Source organism: Brevundimonas sp. 1080 (assembly GCF_040545985.1).
In the GTDB taxonomy this organism is placed as follows: domain Bacteria; phylum Pseudomonadota; class Alphaproteobacteria; order Caulobacterales; family Caulobacteraceae; genus Brevundimonas.
Map to the genome: position 1 here is coordinate 24,774 of NZ_JBEPMW010000001.1, position 24,171 is coordinate 48,944.

27 protein-coding genes are annotated in these 24,171 nt (G+C 66.1%); 16 read left to right on the forward strand and 11 right to left on the reverse strand.

Annotated elements, in window-relative coordinates; genetic code table 11:
• The first annotated feature begins 111 nt into the window (after positions 1-111).
• Together ABIC32_RS00095 and ABIC32_RS00100 are read left to right on the forward strand one after the other, a co-directional pair.
• Positions 112-2,019 (forward strand): ABC-F family ATP-binding cassette domain-containing protein, encoded by a 1,908-nt coding sequence (locus tag ABIC32_RS00095; RefSeq protein WP_055754807.1) that lies wholly within the window; start codon positions 112-114, stop codon positions 2,017-2,019.
• Positions 2,016-2,267 carry a DUF2164 domain-containing protein gene (locus ABIC32_RS00100; protein ID WP_307511762.1) on the forward strand — a complete coding sequence of 84 codons (252 nt, stop codon included), beginning with the start codon at positions 2,016-2,018 and terminating at the stop codon, positions 2,265-2,267. The genes ABIC32_RS00095 and ABIC32_RS00100 overlap by 4 nt, the downstream gene beginning before the upstream one ends.
• 81 nt (positions 2,268-2,348) lie before the next feature.
• On the opposite strand, the gene ABIC32_RS00105 is transcribed toward ABIC32_RS00100, so the two are convergent.
• Both ABIC32_RS00105 and ABIC32_RS00110 read right to left on the reverse strand, forming a co-directional pair.
• Positions 2,349-2,558, reverse strand: a complete 210-nt coding sequence (locus tag ABIC32_RS00105; protein ID WP_017504669.1) for a DUF3126 family protein — start codon at positions 2,556-2,558, stop codon at positions 2,349-2,351.
• Between the two features lie 84 nt (positions 2,559-2,642).
• The gene (locus ABIC32_RS00110) at positions 2,643-3,842 is read right to left on the reverse strand and encodes an acetyltransferase domain-containing protein (RefSeq protein WP_354071495.1); all 1,200 of its coding nucleotides are present in this window, start codon (positions 3,840-3,842) and stop codon (positions 2,643-2,645) included.
• 51 nt (positions 3,843-3,893) lie between these two features.
• Here ABIC32_RS00110 and ABIC32_RS00115 point away from each other — a divergent pair, with 51 nt between their 5' ends.
• Positions 3,894-5,969, forward strand: coding sequence for a TonB-dependent siderophore receptor (locus ABIC32_RS00115; RefSeq protein WP_354071497.1), 2,076 nt, complete (start codon positions 3,894-3,896; stop codon positions 5,967-5,969).
• 9 nt (positions 5,970-5,978) lie between these two features.
• Here ABIC32_RS00115 and cysE read toward each other — a convergent pair whose 3' ends face one another.
• Together cysE and ABIC32_RS00125 are read right to left on the reverse strand one after the other, a co-directional pair.
• On the reverse strand, positions 5,979-6,806 hold the full coding sequence (gene cysE, locus ABIC32_RS00120; RefSeq protein WP_354071499.1) for a serine O-acetyltransferase: 828 nt from the start codon (positions 6,804-6,806) through the stop codon (positions 5,979-5,981).
• Positions 6,807-6,826: 20 nt separating this feature from the next.
• Positions 6,827-7,453: an NUDIX domain-containing protein gene (locus ABIC32_RS00125; RefSeq protein WP_354071501.1), complete on the reverse strand. Its 627-nt coding sequence runs from the start codon at positions 7,451-7,453 to the stop codon at positions 6,827-6,829.
• A gap of 45 nt (positions 7,454-7,498) precedes the next feature.
• On the opposite strand from ABIC32_RS00125, the gene ABIC32_RS00130 reads away from it, so the two are divergent.
• Positions 7,499-8,092, forward strand: coding sequence for a nitroreductase family protein (locus ABIC32_RS00130; RefSeq protein WP_354071503.1), 594 nt, complete (start codon positions 7,499-7,501; stop codon positions 8,090-8,092).
• A gap of 72 nt (positions 8,093-8,164) precedes the next feature.
• On the forward strand, positions 8,165-8,827 hold the full coding sequence (locus ABIC32_RS00135; protein WP_354071505.1) for a DedA family protein: 663 nt from the start codon (positions 8,165-8,167) through the stop codon (positions 8,825-8,827).
• Here the strand turns inward: ABIC32_RS00135 and ABIC32_RS00140 are convergent.
• Positions 8,799-9,671 carry a DUF817 domain-containing protein gene (locus ABIC32_RS00140; protein ID WP_502909298.1) on the reverse strand — a complete coding sequence of 291 codons (873 nt, stop codon included), beginning with the start codon at positions 9,669-9,671 and terminating at the stop codon, positions 8,799-8,801. The two genes, ABIC32_RS00135 and ABIC32_RS00140, sit on opposite strands and share 29 nt — an antisense overlap.
• A gap of 158 nt (positions 9,672-9,829) precedes the next feature.
• On the opposite strand from ABIC32_RS00140, the gene ABIC32_RS00145 reads away from it, so the two are divergent.
• Positions 9,830-10,597: an EAL domain-containing protein gene (locus ABIC32_RS00145; RefSeq protein WP_295197549.1), complete on the forward strand. Its 768-nt coding sequence runs from the start codon at positions 9,830-9,832 to the stop codon at positions 10,595-10,597.
• 43 nt (positions 10,598-10,640) lie between these two features.
• On the opposite strand, the gene queF is transcribed toward ABIC32_RS00145, so the two are convergent.
• Positions 10,641-11,102, reverse strand: a complete 462-nt coding sequence (gene queF / locus ABIC32_RS00150) for a preQ(1) synthase (protein WP_306003966.1) — start codon at positions 11,100-11,102, stop codon at positions 10,641-10,643.
• A gap of 330 nt (positions 11,103-11,432) precedes the next feature.
• Between queF and ABIC32_RS00155 the strand changes: the two genes are divergently transcribed.
• From ABIC32_RS00155 to ABIC32_RS00175, 5 genes are all read left to right on the forward strand, one after another.
• Complete coding sequence (locus ABIC32_RS00155; RefSeq protein ID WP_112861696.1) at positions 11,433-12,365, forward strand: NAD(P)H-dependent flavin oxidoreductase; 933 nt, start codon at positions 11,433-11,435, stop codon at positions 12,363-12,365.
• 38 nt (positions 12,366-12,403) lie between these two features.
• The gene (locus tag ABIC32_RS00160; protein ID WP_354071509.1) at positions 12,404-13,105 is read left to right on the forward strand and encodes a TorF family putative porin; all 702 of its coding nucleotides are present in this window, start codon (positions 12,404-12,406) and stop codon (positions 13,103-13,105) included.
• A 176-nt stretch (positions 13,106-13,281) separates the two neighbouring features.
• Entirely contained in the window at positions 13,282-13,494 is a 213-nt protein-coding gene (locus tag ABIC32_RS00165; RefSeq protein ID WP_008260450.1) for a cold-shock protein, read from the forward strand.
• Between the two features lie 51 nt (positions 13,495-13,545).
• Complete coding sequence (locus tag ABIC32_RS00170) at positions 13,546-13,740, forward strand: hypothetical protein (protein ID WP_354071512.1); 195 nt, start codon at positions 13,546-13,548, stop codon at positions 13,738-13,740.
• Between the two features lie 23 nt (positions 13,741-13,763).
• Positions 13,764-14,021 (forward strand): hypothetical protein, encoded by a 258-nt coding sequence (locus tag ABIC32_RS00175; RefSeq protein WP_354071514.1) that lies wholly within the window; start codon positions 13,764-13,766, stop codon positions 14,019-14,021.
• 2 nt (positions 14,022-14,023) lie between these two features.
• On the opposite strand, the gene ABIC32_RS00180 is transcribed toward ABIC32_RS00175, so the two are convergent.
• Together ABIC32_RS00180 and ABIC32_RS00185 are read right to left on the reverse strand one after the other, a co-directional pair.
• Positions 14,024-15,187, reverse strand: coding sequence for a cystathionine gamma-synthase (locus tag ABIC32_RS00180; protein WP_354071517.1), 1,164 nt, complete (start codon positions 15,185-15,187; stop codon positions 14,024-14,026).
• 4 nt (positions 15,188-15,191) lie between these two features.
• Complete coding sequence (locus ABIC32_RS00185; RefSeq protein WP_205681290.1) at positions 15,192-16,592, reverse strand: pyridoxal-phosphate dependent enzyme; 1,401 nt, start codon at positions 16,590-16,592, stop codon at positions 15,192-15,194.
• Between the two features lie 118 nt (positions 16,593-16,710).
• On the opposite strand from ABIC32_RS00185, the gene rnr reads away from it, so the two are divergent.
• From rnr to ABIC32_RS00200, 3 genes are read left to right on the forward strand one after another with little or no spacing between them, the layout of a single operon-like run.
• Positions 16,711-19,020 (forward strand): ribonuclease R, encoded by a 2,310-nt coding sequence (gene rnr, locus ABIC32_RS00190; protein ID WP_354071520.1) that lies wholly within the window; start codon positions 16,711-16,713, stop codon positions 19,018-19,020.
• Positions 19,017-19,718, forward strand: a complete 702-nt coding sequence (locus ABIC32_RS00195) for an NUDIX hydrolase (protein WP_354071522.1) — start codon at positions 19,017-19,019, stop codon at positions 19,716-19,718. Before rnr ends, ABIC32_RS00195 begins: the two co-directional genes overlap by 4 nt.
• A gap of 1 nt (position 19,719) precedes the next feature.
• On the forward strand, positions 19,720-20,133 hold the full coding sequence (locus ABIC32_RS00200) for a DUF5990 family protein (RefSeq protein WP_354071524.1): 414 nt from the start codon (positions 19,720-19,722) through the stop codon (positions 20,131-20,133).
• A gap of 3 nt (positions 20,134-20,136) precedes the next feature.
• On the opposite strand, the gene ABIC32_RS00205 is transcribed toward ABIC32_RS00200, so the two are convergent.
• Entirely contained in the window at positions 20,137-20,703 is a 567-nt protein-coding gene (locus tag ABIC32_RS00205; protein ID WP_354071526.1) for a hypothetical protein, read from the reverse strand.
• 126 nt (positions 20,704-20,829) lie between these two features.
• Here ABIC32_RS00205 and rpmG point away from each other — a divergent pair, with 126 nt between their 5' ends.
• Positions 20,830-20,997 (forward strand): 50S ribosomal protein L33, encoded by a 168-nt coding sequence (gene rpmG, locus ABIC32_RS00210; protein ID WP_003164451.1) that lies wholly within the window; start codon positions 20,830-20,832, stop codon positions 20,995-20,997.
• Positions 20,998-21,072: 75 nt separating this feature from the next.
• Here the strand turns inward: rpmG and ABIC32_RS00215 are convergent, their stop codons facing one another.
• Complete coding sequence (locus tag ABIC32_RS00215) at positions 21,073-22,434, reverse strand: PleD family two-component system response regulator (RefSeq protein ID WP_199059781.1); 1,362 nt, start codon at positions 22,432-22,434, stop codon at positions 21,073-21,075.
• Entirely contained in the window at positions 22,431-22,796 is a 366-nt protein-coding gene (locus ABIC32_RS00220) for a response regulator (RefSeq protein WP_164952723.1), read from the reverse strand. Before ABIC32_RS00220 ends, ABIC32_RS00215 begins: the two co-directional genes overlap by 4 nt.
• Before the next feature lie 105 nt (positions 22,797-22,901).
• Between ABIC32_RS00220 and ABIC32_RS00225 the strand changes: the two genes are divergently transcribed.
• Entirely contained in the window at positions 22,902-24,170 is a 1,269-nt protein-coding gene (locus ABIC32_RS00225) for a DNA polymerase IV (RefSeq protein WP_354071528.1), read from the forward strand.
• Position 24,171 lies beyond the last annotated feature (1 nt).

Sequence of the window (24,171 nt, forward strand, 5' to 3'; positions counted from 1 at the left end):
TATAGCGACCACCTCCCGCGTTTCCAACCGTCCCTTTTTGCATCCCTGACGCACGCCGCATGGCGACCTGCCGATTGAGGGACGCCGACCAATCGAAGAACCTTCGCCGCAATGCTCCAGATCACCGACCTGACCTTCAACGCCTGGGGCCGCAAGTTTCTCGTGGACGCCTCCGTCAGCCTGCCGCCCGGCTCCAAGGTCGGTCTGGTCGGCCGCAACGGCATCGGCAAATCGACCCTGTTCAAGCTGATCCTGGGCGAGCTTCACGCCGCCGGCGACGAGATCAGCCTGCCCAAGACCGCCCGTATTGGCTCGGTCGATCAGGAGCATCCGGCGACCCCCGTCAGCGTCATCGACACCATCCTTGAGGCCGACGTCGAACGCCACACCCTGCTGGGCCGACTCGAGACCGCAGAACCGGAAGAGATGGGCGAGATCTGGTCGCGCCTGATTGAGATCGACGCCGACGCCGCGCCCGCGCGCGCCGCCGAAATCCTGGTCGGTCTGGGCTTCGACCAGGAAAACCAGGCCCGACCGATGTCCGAGTTCTCGGGCGGTTGGCGGATGCGCGTCGCCCTGGCCGCCGCCCTGTTCGCCGAGCCGGACATGCTGCTGCTGGACGAACCGACCAACTACCTCGACCTGGAAGGCGCCTTGTGGCTGGAGGCGCGGCTGAAGAAATACCCGCACACCGCCCTGATCATTTCCCACGACCGCGAGATGTTGAACGAGGTCTGCACCCATATCCTGCACCTCGCGAACCACACCCTGACGCTCTACACCGGCAACTACGACGCCTTCGAAAAGGCTCGCGCGGAGAAGGCGCGCCTCCAGCTGTCTGCCAAGGCCAAGCAGGACGCCGAACGCGCCCACCTTCAGGCCTTCGTCGATCGGTTCAAGGCCAAGGCCTCCAAGGCCGCCCAGGCCCAGTCGCGCATGAAGCGGCTGGAGAAGATGCAGCCCGTCGCCACCACGATCGAGGAGCGGGTCGCCCCCTTCACCCTGCCCTCGCCGCCGCGTCCGCTGGCGCCGCCGTTGATCCGGCTGGAGCGGGCCAATGTCGGCTATGAGCCGGGCAAGCCGATCCTGCGCAATCTGAACCTGCGCATGGACCTGGACGACCGCATTGGCCTGCTGGGCGTCAACGGCGCGGGCAAGTCGACCTTCGCCAAGATGATCGCCGGCGCTCTGGACGTGTCCGAGGGCGAGCTTCACCGCGACAGGAAGATGCGCGTCGGCTGGTTCCACCAGCATCAGATCGAGGCGATGGACCCGACGGACACGCCGCTGGAGATCATCCGCCGCGCCATGCCCGACGCGCCCGAAAGCGCCCGCCGCTCCAAACTGGCCCAGTTCGGCCTGGGTTATGAGAAGCAGGAAACCACGGTCGATAGCCTGTCGGGCGGCGAGCGCGCGCGGCTGCTGCTGAACATGGTGGCGATGGACGCGCCCCACGTTCTGATCCTCGACGAACCGACCAACCACCTGGACATCGACAGCCGTCGCGCCCTGCTGGATGCGCTGAACGACTACAACGGCGCCGTCATCCTGATCACCCACGACCGCTCGCTGATGGAAATGGTGGCGGATCGCCTGTGGCTGGCCGCCGACGGCACGGTGAAACCCTTTGACGGCGACATGGACGACTACGCCAAGTTCGTCCTCGACCGCGCCAAACAGGCCATCGCCAAGCCCAGCCAGATCAAGAAGGAAGAGGCCAAGGCGAACTCAGGCGCCCCTCAAGCAGAGAGCGCCCGCGGCGCGAACGATAGGGGCAACAAGAAGCGATCCGGCCCCTCGCCCTCGACCCTGCGCCATGCGGTCAAGAAGGCGGAGGAGACGATGACCCGCCTGACGGCCGAGATCGCCCGTATCGACGACGACATGGCCACCGCCTCGGTCAGCAATCCCAAGGCCCTCGAAGGCCTGACCCGCGCCCGCGCCAAGACCGAGGCCGATCTCGCCGCCGCCGAAGCCGCCTGGGTGGCCGCCGAAGAGGCTCTCGCCGAGGTCGCATGAAACCGATCGAATTCTCCAAGGAAGACCGCGCGGCGATCACCGCCAAACTGCGCGACTACTTCGCCCGAGAACTGGACCAGGAATTGGGCCAGCTTCCGGCCGAGATGCTGCTGGACTTCATCGGGAAGGAGATCGGCGGCGCCTTCTACAATCGCGGCGTCCACGACGCCCAGCAACTAGTCCAGCAGAAGGCCGAGGACATCGTCGAGGCGCTGTACGGCCTCGAACGCGCCGCCCCCACGCGCTGACCGACCCGTATCGCTGAACGGGTCGGCCCAAACGAAAACCGCCCGGCGCATTCACGCCGGGCGGTTGGATCGGTCGGCGTTTTAGGCCGGAAGGTCTTCGGCCAGGATCGCCATTTCGAACATGAACGAGCCTTCCTCGTCCTCATCCTCGAAAACGATGCCGATGAACTCGTCGCCGACATAGACCTCGGCCGAGTCATTCTGCTTGGGGCGGGCCTTCACGATGATGCCGCCGGTGTTGAAGGTGCGCTTGAGGTGGGCCTCGATGCGCTTCAGGTCGGTGTCTTTCACGGGGGGCCTCATGGTCTGGACGTTGGCGGCGGACCCTAGAGACATCGGCGGTTCAGGGAAACCGGCGCCGCGCATTTTCCCGCTTCAGAGATACTTCATCCACCATTGCGAACTGCGCCGCTTGACCCCGCCAAACCATCGGCAGGCGAACCAGCAAGGCACGGCGACCAGGCCCGCCAGCAACCACACCCAGCCGACGCCGGGCACGCCGAAGCCCTCGCCCTGATTGGCGCCGAACAGCATCAGCGCCGCCAGGTTCAGCAGGTGAAGCCCGTAGAGGTGGATGAGATAGAAAAACAGCGGCGCTCCGCCGAAGACCGCCAGCACGCCGACCAACCGATCCGGCGCCTTTTCCAGCCCCGCCAGGATCAGCGCGCCTATCCCCAGCGTCAGCAGCAGAAAGTCGGCCGACGGCGGATATTTGGTCAGGTTGAGCACGCTCATCACCGTCTGGATCGGCGTCGCCTGCACGGCCCACGGCGCATCGCCATAGACATTGATCGCCCGCAGCACCACGAACAGAACCAGCGCGGCCACTCCCGTCACCACCAACCGTCTCAGCCGCGCCCGCTGCTCGCCCACGAACCACGGCCCTATGGCATAGCCCAGCGCCGCCACGCCGATCCACGGCAGCAGCGGATAGGAGGTCCTCGCCTGACCGCTCCAAGGCAAATCGATGAAACCGCGATCATGCAGCGCAGCCCAGATCGCATGGCCTGGCTGCCCTGCCGCGACGCTGATCGGGTCCAGCAGATTGTGGCCCAGCACGATGACCAACCCCACGCCGATCAGCACCGCGCGCGGCAGATGCACCAGGGCCGCCAGCGCGATCATCGACAGGCCGATGGCCCAGATCACCTGCAGATAGATCAACTCGGGCGTGATCGCGAAGGTCCAGGCGAAGTTGACCACCGTCAGCTCCAGCACGACCAGAAACAGACCGCGTTTCAGCAGGAAGGCCGATGCCGCGCCGGCCCCGTTCGCCCCGCCCGCCTGCTTGATCCCGTACAGCCACGCCCCCAGCCCCGTCAGGGCCACGAACACCGGCGCGCACAGATGAGCCGACAGCCGGGTGAAGAACAACGCCGGCGAGGTCGTCTCCACATTCATCGGGTCCGAGACCTGGGCGTGGATGAAGAAGAACTCCCGCGCGTGATCGACCAGCATCAGCAGGATGACCAGCCCGCGCAGGGCGTCGATGGATCGGATCCGACCGACCGCACGGCTTGGCGCGGCAGTCGAAGAAGCGGAAGCGGGAACAAGCGTTGCAGCGGTTGACATCATCAGGCGGAAGCGGATAGCCGATACAGTATAACATTTCAAACGGAGCCTGCCTTGTCCCTCCTTCTGAGCTGCGCCAGCGCGTGCCTGCTGGTCGCAGCCAACGCCCCCGCCCCCGTCGCTATCGAGGCGGTCGAGCCTGAAACGGTGGGGGAGATCGTCGTTCTGGGCCGCCGGTCGGCGCCGCGTGATCTGACCCTGGGCGCAGGATCGATCACCGAGGCCATGTCGCCGTCCAGCCGCGCCATCGAAAACGATCTGATCAAGGCCGTGGGCGCGACGCGCCTTGCCGATGCGCTGGAACTGGTCAGCGGCGTCAGCCAGCAGAACAATCGCGGCGGCGTCATGGACAACTTCGCCATCCGCGGCTTCCTGGGCACGCCCGACGGCGGCGCGGAATATTATGTCGACGGCTTCCTGGCCAATCGCGGCATGGCCCCGCCCCGCGATCCGGCGACGTCCGAGCGGATCGAGGTGCTGAAGGGGCCGTCCGGCGCGCTGTTCGGCGACATCGACCCGGCCGGACGCATCAATATCGTCTCCAAGACCCCGCGCTTTGCGCCCGCCGCCGCCTTTACCGCCACGGTGGGATCGTTTGGTCTGCGTCGCGGCGAACTGGACCTGACCGGCCCGATCAACAACACCCTGGCCGGACGGCTTGTGGTGGCGGGCGAGACCTCGAACGGTTGGCGCGACTATGTCGGCCTGGACCGCACCGTGGTGGCGCCGTCCCTGACCTGGCGTCCCACCGACGATCTGCGCCTGACCTATGTGGGCGAGTTCACCACCTTCACGACCCTGTTCGACCGGGGAATGCCGGCGATCAACGGCGACGCCCTGTTCCTGCCACCCTCGAACTACTACGGTGAGCCCGGCGACGGCGTGACCCGCTTCCGCAACGAACGGCATCAGATCACCGGCGAATACCGGATCAATGACGACTGGAGCCTGAACGGCGGCGTCGCCTGGCGCGGCGGCTCGCTGAAGGGCCTGTCCAGCGATCAGTCGCGCCTGGTCGGCGACCAGCTGTGGCGTCAGCGTCGCGGACGCGACTTCTCGGTCGAGGACCTGTCGGCCCGGCTCGAGCTGAACGGCGTGGTCGAGACGGGGCTGGGCGTTCACAACCTCGGTTTCGGGGTGAAGGCCTATCAGCTGACCTATGGCGAGAAGTGGCTGCGCATCAATCCGACTGCGGCCAATCCCTATCCGATCAATGTCCTCAATCCCGTCTATGGCGCGGTCACGCCGCCGACGCCCCTGCCCTTCACCGACAATCTGGAAACGCGCGACGTCGTCACCTTATACGCCCAGGATTTGTGGGAGGTGAACGACCGCCTCAGCCTGCTGGCCGGGCTGCGGTTCGACGACTACGATCAGACCATCCGAAACAACCGCACCGGCGCCGTCGGCGAGGCCCGCGATACGCCCCTGAAATACCGCTTCGCCGCACGCTATCGCCTGACCGACAAACTGACCGCCCACGCCAGCTATGGTCAGTCGTTCGTGCTGAACTCGGGCACGGGCCGCGACGGCTCCGGCTTCGCGCCCGAGGATGGCAAGGGCTATGAGATCGGCCTGGCCGGCGCCTGGGACGGACTGGACCTCGCCGCCACCGTCTTCGACATCGAGAAGTCGAACATTCTGACGACCGATCCCGTCGATCCCAACTTCCTGGCTCCGGTGGGCAAGCTGACGACGCGCGGGATCGAGCTCGACGGTGCCTTGAAGATCGACGAAGTCTGGCAGGTGGTCGCCAACTACGGCTGGACCGACGCCCAGGCCGACGACAGCGCCTTCGCCACCGACGCCGTGCTGAACGTGCCCGAACATTCCGGCTCACTGTTCGTGATCGGTCGCTTCCCCACCATCCACGGCACGACCTGGTCATTCATGACCGGCGCGGCCTACGTCGGCGACCGGGCCGGCGGCCTGGCGCTCGGCGCGCCCGAACTGCCCGCCTATTGGAAGGCCAAGGCGGCGCTGGACTACGGACTGACGCCCCAGATCACCGCTCGCGTCGAGATCGATAATCTGTTTGACGAGCGTTACGCCGCCAGCTCCTACAGCGCCTTGTGGATCTATCCCGGCGCCCCGCGCAGCGTCCGCGGCTCGCTCAGGATCGCGTTGTGAGGCATCGGCTCAGATGACGAAGTCGTACACCACATCGGCCAGGGTGTGATCCATGGTGCGGGCCGGTTCGGCGTTGGTCGGGCAGTTGACCAGCCGGGCCGGCACCCCCGCCACGGTGCAGCCGGACGGCACGGCCTTCAGCACCACCGAGCCAGACGCCACCTTGGCGTAGTCGCCGACGTGGATATTGCCCAGCACCTTTGCCCCGGCGCCCAACAGGACGCCCTTGCCGATCTTGGGGTGGCGGTCGCCGCGTTCGGCGCCCGTCCCACCCAGGGTCACGCCGTGCAGCATCGACACGTCGTCGCCGACCACCGCCGTCTCGCCGATCACGATGCCCGTGCCGTGATCCAGAAACAGCCCCTTGCCCATCTGCGCGGCCGGATGGATGTCCAGCTGGAACAGTTCTGAGATCCGGCTCTGGAAGTGGAAGGCTAGCGTCTCGCGCCCCTGTCCCCACAGCCAGTGCGCCACGCGCCAGCCCTGTAGGGCCTGGAAGCCTTTGAAATACAGGAAGGGCTGCAACAGGTTGCGGATCGCCGGGTCGCGTTCGGCCACAGCCTGCAGATCCGCCTCCGCCGCCTCGACCATCGACGGATCGGCCTTGAACGCCGACAGACACACCTCGCGCACCGACATGGCGCTCATCTCGCCGTCCGCCAGCTTGCGCGCGATCTGGAAGCTCAGCGCGCCCGCCAGGTCGTCGTGCGACAGGATCACCGCATTCATCTGCGAGCCCAGTTGCGGCTCCTCGCGCGACGCCGCCTCGGCCGAGGCGCGCAGCTGACGCCACACGCTGTCGACTTCGGTTTCCGCGACGACTTCCAGCTTGGCCATGACCGGCTCCTTCGGCGACATCATACGCGCCCCAGCAAGGCGCGCGCCAGCGCCTCGGGCAGTTCGCCGTTCATCGCCATATGATAGGCTTTATAGGCCGTCGCCACCGTCAGGCTGTCGCGCACCGTCCCGCGCCCGATTTCTTCCAGCAAATCCAGGAACGGCACGCGCACCACGGCGATGATCTCGGTGGGATCGGGATCGATCGGCGCGGGCGACAGGCCCCAGGCGATCCAGGTCATGCCGATCTCGTCGGTGATGGAGTTCGACATCTCGACCTTCAGCGCCGGCAGCCAGTGTTCGGCCTGCAATCCCGCCTCTTCGGCCAGTTCGCGCCGGATGCCGTCGAAGGGATCCTCGTCCAGCGGCGCACCGCCTTCGGGCATTTCCCAGCTGTAGTTGGCGTGGGCGAACCGCTGCTGTCCCACCAGGGTCACCGTCCCATCGTCGTGGACGGGCAGGACGCCGGTCCCGACGTTCTTGAACCGCACGACGGCATAGTCGGCCTTCATCCCGGTCGGCGCCGTCGCCGGGTGCCGGGTCAGGGCCATCCAAGGGCTGTCGAACACCGTCTCGGTTCTGTCGCTGCGCCAGGCCGGCGGCTTCGACAGCCCTTCGGCCCATTTCGGTTCGTCGGATTTGCGCATGGGCCACCTATGGCGAAGACGCGGATGAAAGCCTAGCTAGACGGCATGGTCGCGCTCAACGAACCCCTGCCCCCGCCCGTTCCGTCGAAAGATTTCCGGGACCGCCTGGCCCAGCGGCGCTCCGCCCCTGCCCAGGCCCTGGTCGCGCCCGGCCCGTCCGAGGCCGAACTGGACGAGATCCTGACGCTGGGCGCCCGCACGCCCGACCACGGCAAGCTGTTCCCTTGGCGGTTCGTGGTCCTGGGCCCCCAATCGCGCGCCGACATCGCCGCCCGCCTCGCCGTGCTGGTCGAACTCAGGAACGGCCCAGCCAAGGATCAGGCGGTTCTGGCCAAACTGACCGCCGCGCCCGTCACCATCCTGGTCGTCTCGACGCCGGTCGAAGGGTCCAAGCCGATCTGGGAGCAACAGCTATCGGCCGGCGCCGTCTGCATGAACCTGGAACACGCCGCCTCCGGCTTCGGCTATTCGTCGAGTTGGATCACCGACTGGTATAGCTATGACCCGCAGGCCACGGCCCTGTTCGGCCTGACCGAGGGCGAGAGCGTCGCCGGCTTCATCCACATCGGCACGCTGAACGAACCCGCGCTGGAACGCCCGCGTCCCGATATGGCCGCCAAGGTCACACGCCTGCCGTAAGCGGGTGACATAAGGTCGCCCTACGTCGGTTTGACCTCGACCGACCCCGCCTTCCTCCCCCAAGGCCTTCGTATGGATTCCCTGTTGCAAGCCGTGGGCGATTTTATCGCCCGCAACCATATGTGGGCCGGCGTCATGTTGGGCCTGGTCGTGTTCGTCGAGTCGCTGGCCGTCGTCGGCGCCTTCGTGCCCGCCACCGGCCTGTTGGTCGCGGCGGGCGGTTTGATTGCGGCCGGCGTGCTGGACCCCGTCAATGTCATCGTCGGTTGCGTCATCGGCGCGGTGATCGGCGACGCCATCTCCTATTGGGCCGGACGTCGGCTGGGCGTGCGCTTCCTCCAGCGCCCGATGTTCAAGGCGCACCGCCGCCGCATCGCCTGGACGCGCCTGTACTGCCGTCGCTACGGCGTCATGTCGATCTTCGTGGGCCGCTTCTTCGGGCCCTTGCGCGCCTTCGTGCCGCTGACCCTGGGCATGCTCAGGATGCGTCAGCGCGCCTTCCAGTTCGGCAATGTCACATCCGGCATCGTCTGGGTGCTGGCCATGCTGGCGCCGGGCTATCTCGCCGCTCAAGGTCTGGCGAAGATGGAAGTCCTCAGCGAGGCCCACGGCCCCACCCTGCTGATCGGCGGCCTCGCCGTCACCATCCTGGTCGTCGGCGTCGTCTATCGACTGGTGAAGGCCCGCATGAGCCGCAAGTCCGCCGTCATGCGCGGGGCGTTACAGGGGCGCTGAGTTCTTCTTCCGGTCGGTGCACCAACGAGACCAGCACCACCGAGATGATCATCAGCAGGAACCAGCTGCCCAGCTTGGCCAGGGACACCATTTCCCACCCGTCGGCCTGCCCCGGATAGACCCAGGCCCGCCCCAGCGTGCCCAGGTTCTCGGCGAACCAGATGAACAGCGCCACCAGGAAATACCCCAGCAGCAGCGGCATCTTCAATCGCATCCGATCGGCGGTGAAGAAGAACCAACCTCGGCAGAACAAAAGGATCGTCGCCACAAATAGGACTTTTCGAAAATCCGGAAGCCAGTGATGAGCGAAGAAGTTGACGTAGATCGCCGCCGCCAGCACCCAGGCCGTCCACAGCGGCGGATACGTCCGCACCCGGATATGAAAGATGCGCTGCACCCGCGCGATGTAGCTGCCGACCGCCGCATACATGAAGCCCGAGAACAGCGGCACCGCCCCGATCCGCAGCAGACTATCCTCGGGATAAACCCACGACCCGTGCGCGGTCTTGAACAGCTCCATGATCGTCCCCGCCACATGGAACAGGAAGATCACCCGCGCCTCTTCCCAGCTCTCCAGCCGGAAGATCAGCATCGCCGCCTGGATCACCACCGCCCCGACCGCCAGGAAATCGTAACGCGACACCGGCGCCCCCTCCGGCCAAAGCAGAAACGTCCCCAGGATCAGGGCCAGCATCAGCCCCCCGAACAGACACGCCCACCCCTGCTTCAGCCCGAACCACAAGAACTCATAGCCGTATCGACGCGGTCGGGACCCATCCGCCCACGCCTCCGCCCGCGTCATCAGACGGCGCCCCCAGGCTTCGAGCGGAAGTGCGTGGTTCATCGCACCACCCGTGACGGAGCAGCGAAAAACTTCAAGAGCGGACCGTTCCCGCGCTGCGGAGTTTCAACCGCACTAAAGGAACCCGAGAGCGAATTTCCTGTTCGACATCAGTCTTTAACGCCTGCCGCCTTAGACTTGCCGGCCAGTAGGAGAAGCTTATGTCTTGCGCAGGCTGTAAGGATGGGGCGGGTTTCGATCTGCCAATCACCATGGCGTTCCAGCCGATCGTCGATGTGACGACCCAGACGGTCTTCGCCTACGAGGCCCTGGTGCGGGGCAAGGACGGCCGGGGCGCGGGTCAGGTTCTGTCGCATATCTCCCACGACAACCGCTACGCCTTCGATCAGCTGTGCCGCACGACCGCCATCGATCTCGCCGCCGGTCTGGATATGACGGCGGGCGGCGCCAGCCTGTCGATCAACTTCCTGCCCAACGCCGTCTATGAGCCGCGCGCCTGCATCCGCGCCACCCTGGCGGCGGCGATGCGCACCAACTTCCCGGTGGATCGGATCATCTTCGAATTCACCGAGAGCGAGGTGATGGACACCGACCACATCCTGAATATCCTGCGATCCTATCGCGCCATGGGCTTCAAGACCGCCATCGACGACTTCGGCGCCGGCTATGCGGGGTTGGGCTTGCTCAGCCTGTTCCAGCCCGACATCGTCAAACTGGACATGGCCCTGGTTCGAGACATCGACACCAACACGGTCAAGCGCACCATCGTGCGCAACACGTTGAACATGCTTCGGGACCTGGGCATCCAGCCGGTCTGCGAGGGTATCGAAACCCTGGCCGAACACGATGTCCTGCGCGATCTCGGCGTCGATCTGATGCAGGGCTATCTGCTGGCGAAGCCGGCCCTGGAAGCCCTCTCGCCTGTCGCCTGGCCTGACCAGGCCGCGCCTGCCGCCCTAAGCGCCTGATCGCGACACGCCCGCCGCTGGACGGTGGACGCGCGACCTCTGACTATCCCCGCCCGCGATAGGTCGGCACGCCCTGGTCCGGCAGCCACAGCCCCTCGGGCGGCGCGCCGGTCTGCCAGAAGACGTCGATCGGGATGCCGCCGCGCGGATACCAGTACCCGCCGATCCTCAACCATTTGGGCTCAAGCAGGTCAGCCAGCTTGCGGCCTATCGCGACGGTGCAGTCCTCGTGGAAGGCGCCGTGGTTGCGGAAACTGGTCAGATACAGCTTCAGGCTCTTGGACTCGACCAGCCAATCGCCCGGCGCATAGTCGATGACGATGTGGGCGAAATCCGGCTGGCCCGTCACCGGGCACAGGCTGGTGAACTCCGGCGCCGTGAACCGGGCCAGATACAGCGTGTCCACATGCGGATTCGGCACCCGCTCCAGCACCGCCGTCTCGGGACTGGTCGGAGCGGCGGTCTGGGCGCCGAGCTGGCTGAGGTTGTCGGTATAGTGGGTCATGCCGGGCATTTAGGCGCTTGCCGCTCAGATGAAAATCCTCCCTCGCCGGGGCGGCATTGAAATGCACCTGCCATCCTGATCCCGGACGACTTCCCCCACCCATTCAACGCCTTCGCGGCGAGCAGCGTCAATCGACCGACCCTACGTCCGAACCGTCGTATGATGGCCGGTTTTCACCCGCCGTCGCCGCCTTCCCGCTTTTACCCCTCCTCCGACCCGAGATTAGACGAATTAGACTCATTTTTCCGCGCCACCGTCTGAAATCCCCGCGATTGCCTTCCCCGGCGACAGCCCGCTAAGCGTAGCGAAAGAAAACCAAAGGAGACGCCCGTGGCCATTCCCGCTTCGCTGCAAAAAGGCCTGATCCTGCCGATCATTTCGGCGCCGATGTTCCTGGTGTCCGGACCGGATCTGGTGGTCGAGGCCTGCAATGCGGGCGTGATCGGCACCTTCCCGTCGCTGAACCAGCGTACGACCGAGGGCTATCGCGACTGGATTCATGAGATCAAGGGCCGGCTGAAGCCCGAGGCCGCGGCCTTCGGCGTCAACCACATCGTCCACCCGACCAACCCCCGGCTGATGGCTGATATGATGGTGTCGGTCGAGGAGAAGGTGCCGCTGATCATCACCTCCCTGGGCGCCGTGCGCGATGTGGTCGACGCGGTCCACGGCTACGGCGGTCAGGTCTTCCACGACATCGCCAACATTCGTCATGCGCGAAAGGCGGCCGAGGCGGGCGTCGATGGTCTGATCCTGGTCGCCAACGGCGCGGGCGGCCATGCGGGCATCATCAACCCCTTCGCCCTGGTCAATGAGGTTCGCAGCTTCTTCAAGGGGACCATCATCCTGTCGGGCGCGCTTTCGACGGGTCAGGACGTGGCGGCCGCCCTGATGCTGGGCGCGGACTTCGCCTATATGGGCACGCGCTTCATCAACACGACCGAGGCCATGGCCGCCGACGCCTACAAGCAGATGGTCATCGACAGCGGCGCGACCGACATCGTCCACACGCCCGCCGTGTCCGGCATCCCCGCCAACTTCATGAGCAAGTCGCTGATCGAGAACGGCATCGATCCGAAGACCCTGCCCGAGCACAAGCTGGACATGGGCGACGAGGCCAAGGCCTGGAAGACCGTCTGGTCCGCCGGCCAGGGCGCGGGCGCCATCCACGACGTCCTGCCGACCGCCGAACTGGTCGCGCGCCTGCGACAAGAGTTCGCTCAGGCCACGGAGGAATTCGCCATCAAGGCCGGAGCACGCTAAAGGCGGCGCAAATCCGCTTCTCTCGCGCTGGAGCCCCCATGATCCGCACGACCGTCCTCGCCGCCCTCTCCGTGTCCGCGCTCGCCGTCGCTCTGCCGGCCGCCGCCCAGTCGGCGCCTGCCGCGCGCGACGCCTGGTCCTTCGAACTGGGCGCGGGCACGGACAACCGCTCCAAGGACGCTTCCAAGTCCGGCAACGACGGCTACGCCTTCGGCTCGGCGACCTGGGAAAGCGCGGACGGCCTGTTCTACGTCGGCCCCGGCTTCCAGACGATCCAGGCCGGCGCCTCCAACATCGAGGCCGAGTTCGTGGTCGGCTATCAGCCTGAAGCCTTCGGCTACCGGTTCGACTTCAACGTCGCCTACAAGAACCGCCTCGACGCCGAAGCCGGCTATGATCAGGACGCCTGGGAGATCACCGGCAACGCCAGCCGCTCGATCGGCCCGGCCAGCGCGCGACTGCAGGTCCAGTATTCGCCCGACGCCGCCGGCTCGACCGACAGCTTCACCTGGGTCGAGGGCCGCCTGGGCTGGGACTTCACGCCCCAGCTGAACGGCACGGTCGCCGTCGGTCGTCGCGAACAGAACGGCGCGCCCGACTACACCGGCTGGAACGCCGGCGTGACCTACGCCCTCACCGACGCCCTGGAACTGGACCTGCGCTACTACGACACCGACGCCCACACCTTCGGCGAACAGTATGAGGACGCCCTGGTCGCCAAGGTCGCCTACGCCTTCTGATCGCCAGCCCCTTGCGTAACGGTTGTCGGGCGCCCATCTAGGTCTGGTCGATCTCTCTGCGTAACGCCGCTGCTCCCTTTGCATCACGCACCGAGGTCCAAAAGCCGATCCCATTCAGACCCGACAGGCCGACCAGGGATCCCTCCCTGCGGTCAACGCCAGACGGAGGTCTCCAAATGGCTACCGGCACTGTAAAATGGTACAACCCCACCAAAGGTTACGGCTTCATCGCGCCCGATGATGGCGGCAAGGACGTCTTCGTCCACGCCTCGGCCGTCGAAACGTCGAGCGTCGGTTCCCTGAACGAAGGCCAGAAGATTTCTTACGAAATCGAGCGCGATTCGCGCTCCGGCAAAGAGTCCGCCGGTCGCCTTACGGCGGCGGAGTAGGACACGCTCCACGCGTCCAACACGAACGAGCCGGCCCCAACCAGGGCCGGCGTGATCGCCTTCGACGGCGAGGTCATCAAACTGATGCCGCTCGGCGGCCGTCGCGTTCGCCAGGACAACGGCCACCTGATCACGGTCCTGCCCTCGCTGGGCGCCCAGACGGGCGTCTCGCTGCTGGGCGACCGCGTGACGGTGGAAATCGCCTTCAATCAGCTGAAGGGCTGGCGCCTGTCGCGCCAGCCCTGAGGCTTCTGCATACGGATGCCGACATGACCCCGCTCGCCGACATGATCCCCGCGATGACCGACGCCGACCTGACGACGCTGCGCGCCAACGCCGCCCGCCTGGTCGAACACGGCGCCTCGACCCAGGTCATGGCCGCCAGCGACATCATCCCGGTCATCGACACCGAAATGGCCCGCCGCGCGGCCCTGCCCAAGCCCACAAAGGCCCCGGTCAAGCGCGCCGCCCCCAAGAAGAAGCTGCCGCCGGTCACCGGCCACCAGACAGCCCTTCCCTCCAGCTGAGATCAGCCCAGGGCCTGATCCAGATCTGCGATTAGGTCATCGACGTTCTCGACCCCGACCGACAGCCGGATCAGGTTGTCGGTCACGCCGCCCGCCTCGCGAACCTCTTTGGGCACGCTGGCGTGGGTCATGATGGCCGGGTGGTTCACCAGGCTTTCAACCCCGCCTAACGATTCCGCCAGGGTGAAGACCTGAACCCGTTCCAGCACCCGCTTGGTGCGCTCCAGATCGCCCTCCAGGATCACCGTCACCATCCCCCCAAAGCCGCCGTGCATCTGGCGCGCGGCCAATTCATGCTGCGGGTGGGCGATCAGGCCGGGGTAGATCACCTTGGCGATCCCCGCGCGCGTCTCCAGCCAGCGTGCGATGGTCAGCGCGTTCTCGCAGTGCGCCTTCATCCGCAGCGCCAGGGTCTTCAAGCCCCGGTTGGCCAGGAAGGCGTCGAACGGCCCCATGATCCCGCCGACCGAGTTCTGCAGGAACTTGATCCGCGTCGCCAACTCGGCGTCGGCCGTCACCAGCACCCCGCCGATAATGTCCGAATGGCCGTTCAGGTATTTGGTCGCCGAGTGCATAACCACGTCCGCCCCCAGGCTCAGCGGCTGCTGGCAGAACGGGGTGGCGAAGGTGTTGTCCACGACCAGCAGCAGACCATGCGCCTTGGCCACCTTCGACAGGGCGGCGATGTCGGCCAGCTTCATCAGGGGATTGGTGGGCGTCTCGACCCACAGCATCTTGGTCTTAGGCGTGATCGCCGCCTCGACCGCCGCGAGGTCGCTCAGGTCCACATAGGCGAAGTCCAGCCCCATGGTTCGCCGACGCACCCGCTCGAACAGTCGCCACGAGCCGCCGTACAGGTCGTCGCCCGTGACGATGTGATCGCCCGCATCCAGCAACTCCAGCGCCGTCGAGGTCGCCGCCATGCCCGAGCCGAAGCCGAACCCGTGCGTGCCGCCCTCCAGGTCCGCGATACAGGCCTCGAACGCCTCGCGCGTCGGGTTCTTGCCCCGCGCATACTCATAACCCTTGTTCACGCCCGGGCTTTCCTGGGCGTAGGTCGAGGTCGCGTAGATCGGGGTCATCACCGCGCCCGTGGTCGGGTCAGGATGTTGGCCCGCATGGATGGCGCGGGTCGAAAAGCCCTGGCTGTTCTTCTTGTCGCTCATGGACTTACCGGTTCAAGCTGAGGTGGTTGATCAGGTCGGTGCGGGTGATCAGGCCGACGAACCGCTCGCCGTCCAGCACGATGGCCACGCGGTCGCGGTCGAAGACAGGGATCAGAGCGTCCAGAGGCTCATTAACCTGAAGCGTGTCCAGATCGCGGGTCATGGCCGAAGCCACCGGCTTGGCGAACCGCTCCTTTCGCGTGATCTCGTCGGTGTTCATGATGCGGATCAGGTCGCTTTCGTCCAGGATCCCGACCAGCCGGCCGTCTTCGATGATCGGCAGTTGCGATACGTCGGCGCCCTTCATGCGCTTGAAGGCAGTGTCAAGGGTGTCGCCCGGCCCGGCGACGACGACATCGCCCTTCTCGTATTTGCGGTTTATCAGGTCCGACAGGTCGCCATGCAGCTCGCGCTCGCCCAGGCCCTGATCCGCCAGCCAGGCGTCGTTGTAGACCTTGGACAGGTACTTGGCCCCGGTGTCGCAGACGAAGGTGACGCAGGTCTTCGGCTCGGTCTGCTCGCGGCACCAGCGCAGGGCTGAGGCGATCAGGGTGCCGGACGACGAGCCGGCCAAGATGCCTTCCTTCAAAAGCAGCTCGCGCGCGGTGGCGATCGCCTCGGCGTCGGGGATCGAATAGGCCTTGTCGATCAGACTCATGTCCGCCGTGTCGGGCACGAAGTTCTGACCGATTCCCTCAACAGTGTAGCTGCCTTCCGGCCCCGGCACGCCGTCGTTGACGATGCCGGCCAGGGTCGAGCCGACGGGATCCGCCAGGATGATCTGGGCCTTCGAGCCAACGCTCTTCAGAAACTGCGCCGTGCCGGTGATCGTGCCGCCCGAGCCGATGCCGGCGACGAAGGCGTCGATGTCGCCCCCCGTCTGCTCCCAGATTTCCGGGCCCGTTGTCTTCACATGGGCCTCGGCGTTGGCGGCGTTGGCGAACTGATTGACGTAGAAGCCGCCGGGAATGCCCTGGGCCAGACGCTCGGCCATGTCGGTGTAATATTCCGGGTGACCATGCGGCACGTCCGAACGCGTCAGACGAACATCGGCGCCCATCGCCCTGAGATGCTGGATCTTTTCCTTGGACATCTTGTCCGGAATGACCAGAAGCACCTTATATCCCCTGGCCCGACCGACCAGCGTCAGCGCCAGGCCGGTGTTGCCCGCCGTCGCCTCCACAATGGTGCCGCCTTCCTTCAGGAAGCCTTCGCGCTCGGCGGCGTCCAGCATGGAGATGGCGATCCGGTCCTTGATCGAACCGCCGGGGTTCTGGGACTCCAGCTTCAGCAGCAGGCGGCACGGGCCGGTGTCGATCTTCGTCACCTCCACCATCGGCGTCTTGCCGATCAAATCCAGCGGCGACGAGACGGTCGCGCTCAGGGCGGGGGCGGTCAGGGACATCGAAAACTCCATTCGGGGCGGGCGGAAGCTGAAGCCCCGCCTTCACGCGGTCAACTCACGCAAGATTTGACCCCTCAAGATTTACTCAAGGGCGCGGTTCCGCGCTACGAAAGACATAATGACCAAATCATCCAAGAGGCCGTCCGCCGGTCTCCCCGACAAAGATACTCTCGTCGCCTTCCTGCGCGAGGCCGGATCGGCCGAGAAGACCGACATCGCGCGCCATTTCGGGCTGAAAGGCGGTGACCGCCGGGCTTTGCGCGAAATGATCCGCGAACTGGAAGCCGAAGGGCGGCTGGGCAAACGCGGGCGCAAGGGCTTTTCCGAAGCCGGCGCCCTGCCCCCTGTCGGCGTCGCCGATGTGATCGAACGCGACGGGGATGGCGAACTGTATGTGCGCCTGGTCGAGGCCAGTCCCGACGCCCCGCGCGCCATTCTGATGCCCGACAAGTCCAAGGCCGCCCCTGGCCTGGGCGACCGCGTGCTGGTGAAGTTCCAGCGCGGCGCGGAGGGTTGGGAAGCCCGGCTGATCAAGAAGCTGGACGTGGGGACCAATCGCGTCCTGGGCGTGATCCGCAAGTCAGCGCGCGAAACCCGTGTCGAGCCGGTCGATCGCCGCTCCAAGGACGTGCTGGTGGTGCCCCAGGCCCAGTCCGGCGACCTGCGTGACGGCGACCTGGTTCTGGCCGCGATTGAGAAAGGCGACCAGCGCTATGGTCCCAAGCGCGGCAAGATCCTCGAGCACATCGGCAAGGAGGACGATCCCCGCGCCGCCTCCCTGATCGCTATCCATGCCCACGGCGTCCCGACCGGCTTCTCCGAAGCGGTCGAACGCGAGGCCGAGGATCAGGCCCTGCCGACTCTGAAGGGGCGCGAGGACCTGCGCGAGGTCCCCTTCATCACCATCGACCCCGCCGATGCGCGTGACCACGACGACGCCGTCTATGCGGCGCGCGACGAGGATCCGAAGAATGAGAGCGGCTGGATCGTCTGGGTCGCCATCGCCGACGTCGCCGCCTACGTCCGTCCCGGCAGCCAGCTGGACCGCGAGGCGCGCGACAAGGGCAACTCGACCTATTTTCCCGATCGCGTCGAGCCGATGCTGCCGGAAGTGCTGTCGAACGGTCTGTGCAGCCTGAAGGAGGGCGAGAACCGCGCCTGTCTCGCCGTGCGGATGGTCTTCGACAAGGACGGACGAAAGACCGGCCACCGGTTCGTGCGCGGCCTGATGCGTTCGCACGCCAAGCTCAGCTACGAGCAGGCGCAGGCCGCCATTGATGGGCAAACTGACGACACGACCGGCCCGATCATGGAGGCGATCCTCTATCCGCTGTGGAACGCCTATCACGCCATGCTGAAGGGCCGGCTGAAGCGCAGCCCGCTGCAGATCGAATCGGCTGAACGCCGCATCCGCATGGCGCCCGATGGCGGCATCGCCTCCATCGAAAAGCGCGCTTCGCTGGAGGCGCACCGGCTGATCGAAGAGATGATGATCCAGGCCAACGTCTGCGCCGCCGAAACGCTGGAGCAGAAGAAGACGCCGCTGATCTACCGCGTCCACGATACGCCCAGCCAGGAGAAGATCTTCAACCTGGCTGACTTCCTGTCGACCATCGGCAAGCCCTGGAACAAGGGCGAGCCCGGCACGACCAAGCGGTTCAACAAGCTGCTGGACGAAACGCGCGACACCGAACACGCCGATGTCGTCAACGAGGTGGTCCTGCGCAGCCAGATGCAGGCGATCTACTCTCCTGAGAACATCGGCCACTTCGGCCTGAACCTGGATCGCTACGCCCACTTCACCTCGCCGATCCGGCGTTATTCCGACCTGATCGTCCACCGCGGCCTGATCCGGGCGCTGGGCTTGGGTAAGGACGGACTGACCGACCGCGAGATCGCCGAACTGCCGGCCATCGCCGAGGGCGTGACCATGACCGAGCGCCGGTCGATGGCCGCCGAGCGCGACGCCATGGATCGCTACATCGCCGCCTATCTGGAAGAGCACGTCGGCGCGACCTTCGCCGGGCGGATCACCGGCGTGACGCGGTTCGGCCTGTTCATTCGTCTGGAGGACACGGGCGCGGAAGGCCTGGTGCCCGTCTCCACGCTCGGCAGCGAATACTTCACCCACGACGACCGCGCCCACGCCCTTGTCGGCGAACGCACGGGTAAACGCTTCACCCTGGGCCGCATGGTGGAGGTCAAGCTGCGCGAGGCGACCCCCATCACGGGTGGCTTGGTGTTCGAAATGCTCAGCGAGCCCGAACCCCGCGATCCCAACGCCCCGGCTCCACGCTACGGCATGCGCGGAAGAGGCGGCGACGGCCCGCCCATGCGTGGCAAGAACCGCCCTGGCGGCCCCAAGCCTCGCAACGGCTCCAAACCCTCCGGCGGCCTGAAGGGTGTCAGGAAGGGCAAGCGGAAGTGACCCCTTTCGACGCCGCTCAGGATCTGGCCGACGCCCCGCGTGTCAGCGGGGCTCAGCGGCCGAAGGATGCGTCGACGCTAATCCTGACGCGCGGCGGCGATCGGCCCGAGGTGCTGATGGGGCGTCGCGCGCCGGGCCATGTCTTCATGGCGTCGAAATGGGTGTTTCCGGGCGGGCGGATCGACCGCAGCGACTTCACCGCCGCCGCGACGGGTGAGTTGTCGGGCGAGGTTGCGCGGCGATTGGAAGGCGAACTGCCCGCTCGCCGTGCGCGGGCCCTGGCCCTGACGGCAGTGCGCGAGACGTTCGAGGAGACAGGGCTGATTCTGGGGCGGCCGGCGCCCCGCACCTCCGTCGCCGGCCCGTGGCGTGAGTATCGCCAAGCGGGTGCCCTGCCCGATCTGTCGGTTCTGTCCTATGTGGCGCGCGCCATTACGCCGCCGGGCCGGACCCGCCGGTTCGACGCCCGCTTCTTCATGGCACCGGCCGATGCCCTGCTGAGCCCGGAGCCGACCGCGGGGTCGGGCGAACTGGACGAGATCGCCTGGCTGCCGTTGGACGAGGCGCGCGCCCTGGACCTGCCGGCCATCACACGTTTCGTGCTGGGGGAGCTGGCCGAACGGCTGGAGCACCCGAACCGCCCCCTGCCCTTCGTGCGGATGGTGCGGGGTCGGCATACGGTCGAGCACAGGGACTGACATGGCCGGAACGACAATCACCCTGCGCCTGACGATCGCCGATCCAGTCGCGGGCGTCGCCTACAGCCTGCAGGACAAGGCGAACATGCCGGTCGAGCCGCGCATCGCCGCCGACGGTCCGATCAGCTTCGACGCGCCCGTCACCCTGTCCGAGGATGGCCGCCTGACCGGCCCCTTCGTGCGGCGCGAGGGCGCAACGCGGCGGTTCGTCTATATCGCGATCGGGACGTCGGCAGGCCAGCACGCCAGCGAATGGAGCCGACGCGCCAAGATCGACGTCCACGACATTCCGCCCGATCTGCTGGCCCAGGCGCGCCAAGGCGAGGTGCTGGAAGTCGTCCTGCCCGGCCGCGCCAAGGACGGCGGTCCCGCCTGCGCCACCGTGCGACCGATCCAGGCCTGGCGCGTCGTTTGATCCTTAGTCGGCGATCGGCTTGGTCAGGTCGAACTCGACGCGGAAATGCCGGTTTTTACGACGCAGCTCGTAGGCGAACACTCGGTCGGGATAAACCTCCATCGCCCAGATATTGGTGGTCGAGACCGCCGCGTCGTTTTCGTTGAACAGGGCGATCGATTCGGCGTCGACCGGGAACTCCTGACGCTCGGCCGTGCCGGCGTTGACCGTATCGCCGCCATACCAATGCAGCACGTCGGTCGTGCCGTCCGCGTGTCGGTGATCGTGCTTCAGCCGAAGGCCCGTGTCGGTCTTGGTCACGACCCAGGTGCGCGAACGATCCGACCCTACGGCGAAGGGAATACGCACCTCGTCCGGCGAACAGTCGCGGACCTGCATGACCAGCCGCTCGCTGGCGAACTTGGCGTCGGCGGCGGCGGTGGTGACGACCCGTCCTTCGAATCGTTGGCCGCAAAGGGCGTTCAAGCGCGCCAGGAAATCGTCCTGGGACTGAGCCGGATCGGCCGTTGCGACGCCGACGCATGACAAGGACATCAGGGCCGCAGCGGCCAGCAGGGATGCGATTTTCATGCGGTCAGACTATATGTGCGTTCCGCCTCATCAACGTGGCATCGCGCCCGTTGACTTTGGGGCGATCCTGAGTATGTTCCGCGCCTCTTATTTTAAGCGGCTTTCGCCGTCGCAGAGGTAATTCCGATGGCCAAACCGGCTTCCATCAAGATCCGCCTGAACTCCACCGCCGACACCGGCTTCTTCTATGTCACCAAGAAGAACGCCCGCACCATGACCGAGAAAATGGTCGTCAAGAAGTACGACCCCGTCGTGCGCAAGCACGTCGAGTTCAAGGAAGGCAAGATCAAGTAAGTCCTTGATCCGCTGAGAATTGAAAACGCCCGGCTGGTCTCCAGCCGGGCGTTTTTCGTTGTCTGGACGCCCTCGTTACGCCGCCTTGGCGATGACCCGGTTGCGGCCAGCGGCCTTGGCCTCATAGACCCCTTCGTCGGCGCGCTTCAGCAGGCCTTCGGGCGTATCGCCGTCGCCGGTCGTGGCGGCCACGCCGATCGAGATGGTGATGGTGATCTGCTCCTTGCCGCCCATGACGCGGAACGGCGCGGAGGCGACGTCGCGGCGAATCCGTTCGGCGACACGACCGGCGTCTTCCAGACTGGCGCCCGGCATGACCACCACGAACTCCTCCCCGCCCATGCGGCATGGCAGGTCCACGGCCCGGACATTGGTGGCCAGGCGCACGGCGAACTCCACCAGCACCTCATCGCCAGCGTCATGGCCGAAGCTGTCGTTGACCGACTTGAAGTGGTCGATGTCCAGAACCAGCACGGCCACCTGGGCCCCGCCCTGGGCCGCGCGACCCACGAGCGCCTGTAGCTGGCCAGTCATGTAGCGCCGGTTATGCAGGCCGGTCAGGGCGTCGGTGACGGCCATCTCCATGCTGCTGTCCAGCTTCTGGCGCAGGAAATCGGTGTAGCGTTTGCGCCGGATCTGGGTGCGAACCCGCGCCGACAGTTCTTCGGTATCGACGGGGCGCGGCAGGATGTCGGCGGCGCCCAGTTCCAGCGCCTTGATCATGCGTGGCCGTTCGGTCGGCTCCACGATCGCCAGGATCGGCGCGCGGCGGGCATCGCCCGACTTGGCCTGAGCGACGATCCGAAGCCCGTCGAAGCTCGCGGCGGCGACGTTGACGATGATCAGGTCCAGCGCCCCCTTGGCCGCGACCAGCGCGGCCTCGGGATCGGTTTCGATGGCGACGCGATGTTCGCCGCCCAGTTCTTGGGCGATCTTCTCGGCCTGACGCTGGTCGTCGTCGACGATCAGAACCCGCCCACCCTCGCTGCGCAGCCGCGCGGCATTGTCCGAATCGACGCCCAGGCGACGGCCGCTTTCCTCGCGCTCGCGCAGCTCGTCCATGACGTGCTTCAGCCGCGTCAGCGACTTGACCCGCGCGAACAGGATGACGTCGTCGATAGGCTTGGTCAGGAAGTCGTCGGCGCCGGCCTCAAGCCCCTTAATCCGATCTTCGCGCCCGTCCAGCGCCGTGACCAGCACGACGGGGATATGGCGCGTCTCGGCCTGGGCCTTCAGCCGTCGGCACGTCTCGAACCCGTCCATGCCGGGCATCATGACGTCCAGCAGGATCAGGTCCGGCTGATGTTCGGCGGCGATGGCCAGGGCTGACAGGCCGTCGTTACAGGTCAGCACATCGTAATATTCGATCGTCAGCTTGGCTTCGAGCAGGCGGACGTTCACGTCCACATCGTCGACGACGAGGATACGGGCGCTCATCCGAGGTGCTGCCGGATGGTTTCAAGGAAATGCATGACCGAGATCGGCTTGGAGATATAGGCCTCGCAGCCGCCCTGACGGATCCGCTCCTCATCGCCTTTCATCGCGAAGGCGGTGACGGCGATGACGGGGATGTGGTTCAGCTCCTCGTCGTCCTTCAGCCATTTGGTGACCTCCAGGCCCGAGATTTCGGGCAACTGGATATCCATCAGGATCAGGTCGGGATGATGGGCGCGCGCCAGAGCGAGCGCCTGCAAGCCCTCGCGGGTCTGCAGGGTCTCATAGCCCTGGGAATCGAGCAGATCATGAAAAAGCTTCATGTTCAGCTCGTTATCCTCGACGATGAGGACTTTCTTGGACATCATCACCTGACCTGCGCGCCCTCGAACGCGGGACGCCTCGTTGGTCGCATTCGTAGGCGCCCAGTCTTAAGTTGGGGTGAAGCCAACCTTACGGAGACCTTAAGCGTGGCCATCAAGGCCATCTGTCGCGACTGCCTGTGGACCGGCGAAGATCCCGCCGGACCGCGCGAGAACCGCTGTCCGGCGTGCGGATCGCGACGCGTGGTCGCAGACGCCGAACTGGACCAATTGTCGATCGCGCACATGGACTGCGACGCCTTCTATGCTTCGGTGGAGAAGCGCGACCGGCCAGAGTTGCGTGACAAGCCGGTGATCGTCGGCGGCGGAAAGCGCGGCGTGGTCTCCACCGCCTGCTATGTCGCACGCCAGTACGGCGTCGGCTCCGCCATGCCCATGTTCAAGGCGCTGAAGGCCTGTCCCGAGGCCGTTGTGATCAGGCCGGACTTCACCAAATACGTCTTCGAATCGCAGCGCATTCTGGGGGCGTTGGGACAGCTGACGCCCTTGATCCAGCCGTTGTCGCTGGATGAGGCCTGGGTTGATCTGTCGGGCACGGAGCGGCTGAACGGCGGCCCGCCGGCGCTGCAGCTGATCCGGTTCCAAAAGCAGATCGAGGAGGAAACCGGCCTGACCGTCTCCATCGGCCTGGCCCCCAACCGCTTCCTGGCCAAGATGGCGTCGGAGATGGACAAGCCGCGCGGCTTCTCCATCGTCGGCGCCGCCAACGCCCAGGCCCTGTTGGCGCCGCGCCCCGTCACCGCCCTACCCGGCGTCGGGCCGGTGTTTGGCAAGGCGTTGCGCAGCGACGGCTATTCGACCATCGGCGATCTGGCGCTGGCCGACGTACGCGACCTGGTCAAACGTTACGGCGAATCCGGTCTGCGCCTGCACGATCTGGCCCACGCCCGCGACGCTCGGGCCGTGAACCCCGAGCGCGATCGCAAAGGAATGAGCGCCGAAACCACCTTCAACGAAGATCTGACGTCGGCCGAGGCGCTGGAGGCCGAGCTGTGGCCCCTGTGCGAAAAGCTGGCGTCCAAGGCCCGGCGCGACGGCGTCGCCAGCCGGGTGCTGGTGCTGAAGCTGCGGCGCACCGACTTCAAGATCGTGACCCGACGCGTCACCTTGCCCGACCCGGTGCAGACCGCCCGCGCCCTGTTCGCCGCGGGGCGCGATCTGCTGAAGCCCGAGCTGGGCCGCCCCTATCGCCTGATCGGCATCGGCATGGCGGACGTGCAGGACGCGGAGGACGCGCCCGCCGGCCTGTTCCAGACCAGTGAGACGCGCGCCTTGAAGACAGAGCGCGCCATCGATGTGCTGCGCGAAAAGTTCGGCAAGGATGCGGTGGTGGCGGGCCGTGCGCTGAAGCCGTAGG

Coding starts and splice junctions, on each gene's coding strand:
- rnr (WP_354071520.1), top strand. CDS start 16,711: ATGACCAAATCATCCAAGAGGCCGTCCGCCGGTCTCCCCGACAAAGAT.
- ABIC32_RS00165 (WP_008260450.1), top strand. CDS start 13,282: ATGGCTACCGGCACTGTAAAATGGTACAACCCCACCAAAGGTTACGGC.
- rpmG (WP_003164451.1), top strand. CDS start 20,830: ATGGCCAAACCGGCTTCCATCAAGATCCGCCTGAACTCCACCGCCGAC.
- ABIC32_RS00185 (WP_205681290.1), bottom strand. CDS start 16,592: ATGTCCCTGACCGCCCCCGCCCTGAGCGCGACCGTCTCGTCGCCGCTG.
- ABIC32_RS00205 (WP_354071526.1), bottom strand. CDS start 20,703: ATGAAAATCGCATCCCTGCTGGCCGCTGCGGCCCTGATGTCCTTGTCA.
- queF (WP_306003966.1), bottom strand. CDS start 11,102: ATGACCCACTATACCGACAACCTCAGCCAGCTCGGCGCCCAGACCGCC.
- ABIC32_RS00130 (WP_354071503.1), top strand. CDS start 7,499: ATGGTCGCGCTCAACGAACCCCTGCCCCCGCCCGTTCCGTCGAAAGAT.
- ABIC32_RS00135 (WP_354071505.1), top strand. CDS start 8,165: ATGGATTCCCTGTTGCAAGCCGTGGGCGATTTTATCGCCCGCAACCAT.
- cysE (WP_354071499.1), bottom strand. CDS start 6,806: ATGGCCAAGCTGGAAGTCGTCGCGGAAACCGAAGTCGACAGCGTGTGG.
- ABIC32_RS00200 (WP_354071524.1), top strand. CDS start 19,720: ATGGCCGGAACGACAATCACCCTGCGCCTGACGATCGCCGATCCAGTC.
- ABIC32_RS00125 (WP_354071501.1), bottom strand. CDS start 7,453: ATGCGCAAATCCGACGAACCGAAATGGGCCGAAGGGCTGTCGAAGCCG.
- ABIC32_RS00180 (WP_354071517.1), bottom strand. CDS start 15,187: ATGAGCGACAAGAAGAACAGCCAGGGCTTTTCGACCCGCGCCATCCAT.
- ABIC32_RS00145 (WP_295197549.1), top strand. CDS start 9,830: ATGTCTTGCGCAGGCTGTAAGGATGGGGCGGGTTTCGATCTGCCAATC.
- ABIC32_RS00110 (WP_354071495.1), bottom strand. CDS start 3,842: ATGATGTCAACCGCTGCAACGCTTGTTCCCGCTTCCGCTTCTTCGACT.
- ABIC32_RS00160 (WP_354071509.1), top strand. CDS start 12,404: ATGATCCGCACGACCGTCCTCGCCGCCCTCTCCGTGTCCGCGCTCGCC.
- ABIC32_RS00220 (WP_164952723.1), bottom strand. CDS start 22,796: ATGTCCAAGAAAGTCCTCATCGTCGAGGATAACGAGCTGAACATGAAG.
- ABIC32_RS00140 (WP_502909298.1), bottom strand. CDS start 9,671: ATGAACCACGCACTTCCGCTCGAAGCCTGGGGGCGCCGTCTGATGACG.
- ABIC32_RS00175 (WP_354071514.1), top strand. CDS start 13,764: ATGACCCCGCTCGCCGACATGATCCCCGCGATGACCGACGCCGACCTG.
- ABIC32_RS00215 (WP_199059781.1), bottom strand. CDS start 22,434: ATGAGCGCCCGTATCCTCGTCGTCGACGATGTGGACGTGAACGTCCGC.
- ABIC32_RS00095 (WP_055754807.1), top strand. CDS start 112: ATGCTCCAGATCACCGACCTGACCTTCAACGCCTGGGGCCGCAAGTTT.
- ABIC32_RS00100 (WP_307511762.1), top strand. CDS start 2,016: ATGAAACCGATCGAATTCTCCAAGGAAGACCGCGCGGCGATCACCGCC.